The organism is Sphingomonas bacterium, assembly GCF_903643035.1.
In the GTDB taxonomy this organism is placed as follows: domain Bacteria; phylum Pseudomonadota; class Alphaproteobacteria; order Sphingomonadales; family Sphingomonadaceae; genus Sphingomonas.
Genome location: NZ_CAHJWW010000245.1, coordinates 1 through 4144 on the forward strand (window position 1 = coordinate 1; position 4144 = coordinate 4144).

4 protein-coding genes are annotated in these 4144 nt (G+C 70.6%); 1 reads left to right on the forward strand and 3 read right to left on the reverse strand.

Annotated elements, in window-relative coordinates:
* From trpS to secB, 3 genes are all read right to left on the reverse strand, one after another.
* Positions 1-957: tryptophan--tRNA ligase (trpS, locus tag HUV01_RS12980; protein ID WP_174298644.1), on the reverse strand; the 957-nt coding region annotated here is incomplete at its 3' end.
* A gap of 15 nt (positions 958-972) precedes the next feature.
* Positions 973-2547, reverse strand: a complete 1575-nt coding sequence (gene murJ, locus HUV01_RS12985) for a murein biosynthesis integral membrane protein MurJ (RefSeq protein ID WP_174298645.1) — start codon at positions 2545-2547, stop codon at positions 973-975.
* Positions 2548-2605: 58 nt separating this feature from the next.
* Positions 2606-3112 carry a protein-export chaperone SecB gene (secB, locus tag HUV01_RS12990; RefSeq protein WP_174298646.1) on the reverse strand — a complete coding sequence of 169 codons (507 nt, stop codon included), beginning with the start codon at positions 3110-3112 and terminating at the stop codon, positions 2606-2608.
* A 264-nt stretch (positions 3113-3376) separates the two neighbouring features.
* Here secB and HUV01_RS12995 point away from each other — a divergent pair, with 264 nt between their 5' ends.
* Complete coding sequence (locus HUV01_RS12995) at positions 3377-4024, forward strand: Tim44/TimA family putative adaptor protein (protein ID WP_174298647.1); 648 nt, start codon at positions 3377-3379, stop codon at positions 4022-4024.
* The last annotated feature ends 120 nt before the right edge of the window (positions 4025-4144 follow it).

The following is a 4144-nucleotide window of genomic DNA, read 5'->3' on the forward strand; positions in this document are numbered from 1 at the left end:
GGCCAGCGTCCGCGCGCGCTCCGCGCCATGCGCCAGCACCGCCGCCACCGCCTCCCGGTCCGCCATCCGCCGCGCCAGCTCGTCGCGGATCGGGGCCAGCACCGCGATGGCCAGGTCGGCGAGCGCGGGCTTGAAGGTGCCGAACCCCTGTCCCGCGAACTCCGCCAGCACCGCCGCCGGCGTCGTGTCCGCCAGCGCGGCATAGATCGTCACGAGGTTGCGCGCCTCCGCCCGGTCCGCCAGCTCGCCGGGCGTCCCGGGCAGCGGCGGCGCATCGGTGCGCGCCTTTCGGAACTTCTGCGCGATCAGGTCGTCCGCATCGATCAGGTTTATGCGCGAGGCGTCGGAAGGGTCGGACTTGCTCATCTTGGCCGCGCCGTCGCGCAGCGACATGATCCGCGGCGCCGCCCGGGAAACGAACGGCTCGGGAAGCGGGAACAGCTCCACGCCATAGTCGGCGTTGAACTTGGCGGCGATGTCGCGCGCGAGTTCCAGATGCTGCTTCTGGTCGTCGCCGACGGGAACGTGGCTCGCCTTGTAGAGCAGGACGTCGGCGGCCTGGAGCACGGGATAGGTGAACAGGCCCGTGCTCTGGCTGTCGCCCTGCCGCCCCGCCTTGTCCTTCCACTGCGTCATGCGCGACAGCCAGCCCATCCGCGCGGTGCCGCCCAGGATCCACTGCAGCTCGCTGTGCGCGGGCACGCGCGCCTGGTTGAACAGGATCGACCGGTCGGGATCGATCCCGCAGGCGAGCAGCGTCGCGGCCATGCCCAGCGTGTTGGCGGCAAGGTCCGCGGGCACGATCGGCTGGCTTAGCGCGTGGAGGTCGGCGAGGAAGAACAGGCATTGGTCGCCGGCTCGCATCGCGTCCTGCATCGCCACCCACTGCCGGATCGCGCCGAGATAGTTGCCGAGGTGGAGGTTGCCGGTGGGCTGGATGCCGGAGACGACTCGCATTCTCGATCCTCGATGTCAGGGCCGCGCCGGCCGGCGGACCAGCGCCCGGAGATCGCGGAGGCGGAACGCGCCGAACGCGAACGCCGCGCCGGCATAGACGGCCGCGCCCAGGCCGACCAGCAGGACGAGCGCGCCCCACCGCTCCAGCGCGCCGATCGCGTGCATGTGCGCCGCGAACCGGTCCGACAGGAACCATAGCACCGCGCCCATCAGCACCGCCGCCGCCGCCAGCCGCACCGTCCGCCGCCGCAGCCGGGCGTCCGCCGTGAAATGCCCGCGCCGGACGAGCGTGCGGTACAGCAGCGCCGCGTTGACCGTGGAGGCAAGGGCGGTCGCCAGCGGCGGGCCGACATGCCGCAACGGCACGATGAAGGCGAGGTTCAGCACCAGGTTCACCGCCATCGATACCGTCGCATAGCGTACCGGCGTGCGCGTGTCGGCGCGCGCGTAATACCCCGGCGTCAGCACCTTCACGAGGATGTAGGAGGGCAGGCCGACCGAATAGCCCGCCAGCGCCTGAGCGGTGAAGGCCGCCGCGGCCGGATCGAACTTGCCGTGCTGGAACAGCGCGGCGGTGATCGGCACCCCCGCCGCCACCAGCGCGGCGGTGGCGGGCAGGGTCAGCAGCAGCGCCAGCTCCATGCCGCGGTTCTGCGTCGCCATCGCTTCGGCGTGCGCGCCTCGGCCGAGCTGCGCCGAGACCGTGGGAAGGAGGACTGTGCCAAGGCCGATGCCGATCAGCCCGAGCGGCAGCTGGTTCAGCCGGTCGGCGAGATAGATGTACGTCACCGATCCGTGCGGCAGCAGGCTGGCGGCGAGCGCGGTGGAGACGACGAGGTTGATCTGCACCGCGCCCGCGCCCGCCGCCGCCGGCCATACCAGCGCGAGCAGGCGGCGGACGTCGGGGTTCAGCCGGGGACGCTTCAGGCGAAGGCGGACGCCGTTCGCGCGGCAGTTGCGCGCCAGCCAGGCGAGCTGGAGCGCGCCCGACACCGTCACCGCGATCGCCTGGTTGCGCGCGGTCGCGAACGGGTTGCGGGAATGGAACGACAGCAGCGCGACGATCAGCGTCAGGTTCAGCAGGATGGGCGCGGCGGCGGCGACCCAGAACCGGTGCATCGAATTGAGGATGCCGCCCAGCAGCGAGACGATGCTGATGAGCATCAGATACGGGAAGGTATAGCGCGACAGCTCGACCGCGAAGGCGAACCGGTCGTGGTCGACGCCGTTGAAGCCGCCGGTCAGCAGCCATGTGACCGGCCAGGCGAACGCCTCCATCGCCAGCGTCATCGCGACCAGCACCGGCAGCAGGACGGACAGCGCGTCGTCGGCGAACGCGATGCCGTCCACGAGCCCGCGTCCGTCCGGGTCCGCGATCTTGCGGTTGAACATCGGGATGAACGCCGCGGAGAACGCGCCTTCCGCGAACAGCGCGCGGAACATGTTGGGCAGGCGGAAGGCGACGAGGAACGCGTCGGACGCGAAGCTCGCGCCGATGAAGCGGGCGAACAGCGCATCGCGCACCAGCCCAAGCACCCGGCTGGCGAGCGTCAGCCCGCCGACCGAGCCCAGCGCCCTTGTCAGGTTCATCCCCTTCGGACCCGCCGAACGCGCAGGATCTGGTCGGGCCGGCTCGGGTCGGGCGGGTTCAGGCGTGGCCCGAATCGGTCACGTTGGCCTGCGTGGCCTGGCTCTGCTGCATGAACAGCTGGTTGAAGTCGATCGGCTCCAGGAGCAGCGGCGGGAACCCCCCGTCGCGGATCGTGTCGGCCACGACGCGCCGCATGAACGGGAAGATCAGCCGGGGACCCTCCGTGAGCAGATAGGGCTGTATCTGTTCGGCCGGCACGTTGCGGAACCCGAACAGCCCGGCATAGGTGAGGTCGACGATGAAGGCGACGGTTCCCGCGATCTCGGCCCGCACCTCCACCTTCAGCGATACCTCGTGGACCTCGTCGGCGACCTGGAGCGTGCCGATGTTGAACTGGACGTCGATCTGCGGCGGCTGTTGGTTCTGGTAGATGCCGGGCGCGTTCGGGTTCTCGAACGACAGGTCCTTCACATATTGCGAGATCAGGCCGACGGCCGGCGCACTGTCCTCGCCGTTGCCGGTCCCGGAAAAGTCGATCGCGGGGGAGAGAGCCTCGTCAGCCATCGGCGGGGTCCTTGCGAGGATTAGGGTCAGGCGGTGGATCCGGCGCAGCGACGCCGGCCGGGCGAGCAGCGCGCCTAGCAGGGGCGCGGACCGCTTTCAATCGCGCGCCGCCGATGGCTGGCCGCCGATCGCCGGCCGTCGATCACTGGCGGCAGGCGCGTCCCCGCCGGGAAACCGGAAACATAGGGTGGCGGCGGAAGCAGGGGACGTTTGAACTGCGGGTGCGTTATGCCTATGTTCCGGTACCGATCCCGCGGAGGTCAAGTGTTTCCTTTTGTCTTGCTGCTGATGCTGGCCGCCTTTGCGGCGCTGCGTCTATATTCCGTGCTCGGCAAGCGGACCGGGCATGAACAGCAGTCGCTGCCCAAGGCGGCGGAGAAGTCGGTCGTCCCGCCGCTGACGCCGCGCCTAGCCGATCCGGCGCCCGAGGCGCGCGAGGGCGCCGGTCGCCCGATCGAACAGCCGGCGGAGGCGGGGATGCGGGCGATCGTGGCGGCGGACCTGGCGTTCGACGTGGGACAGTTCATCGCCGGCGCGCAGTCGGCCTATCGAATGGTGCTGGACGCGTTCTGGAAGGGCGATGCCGAACAGCTGGCCTGGCTGGTCGAGCCCGATGTGAAGGCGGCGTTCGCCCAGGCGATCGCGGCGCGGGACACGGCGGGGCACCGGCTCGACAACCGGCTGGTCTCGATCGAGCGGGCGACGATCGTCGATGCCGCGCTTGCCGGGCGGGACGCGCGGATCACCGTGCGGTTCGATGCCGACATCGCCGCCGTGACGCGGGACGCGGAGGGTCAGGTGATCGCCGGTTCCATCACCGACGCCGTTCAGACGCACGACCTGTGGACGTTCGCGCGAACCCTGAAGAGCAACGATCCGAATTGGAAACTCGCCGACACCGACGAAGCGTGACGGGCGTCGCGAAGGTCGGGATGGCGGCGCGCGGGTGGCTGGCGCCGGTCGTCGCCCTGTTGCTGGCGGGGTGTGGCGGCCGCGTGATCCCGCCGGGCGAGGAGCGCGCGCCCGATCGCG

What these genes read in the sequence shown, in the direction of transcription:
- murJ (WP_174298645.1), bottom strand. Translation starts at nt 2,547, where the DNA reads ATGAACCTGACAAGGGCGCTGGGCTCGGTCGGCGGGCTGACGCTCGCC.
- secB (WP_174298646.1), bottom strand. Translation starts at nt 3,112, where the DNA reads ATGGCTGACGAGGCTCTCTCCCCCGCGATCGACTTTTCCGGGACCGGC.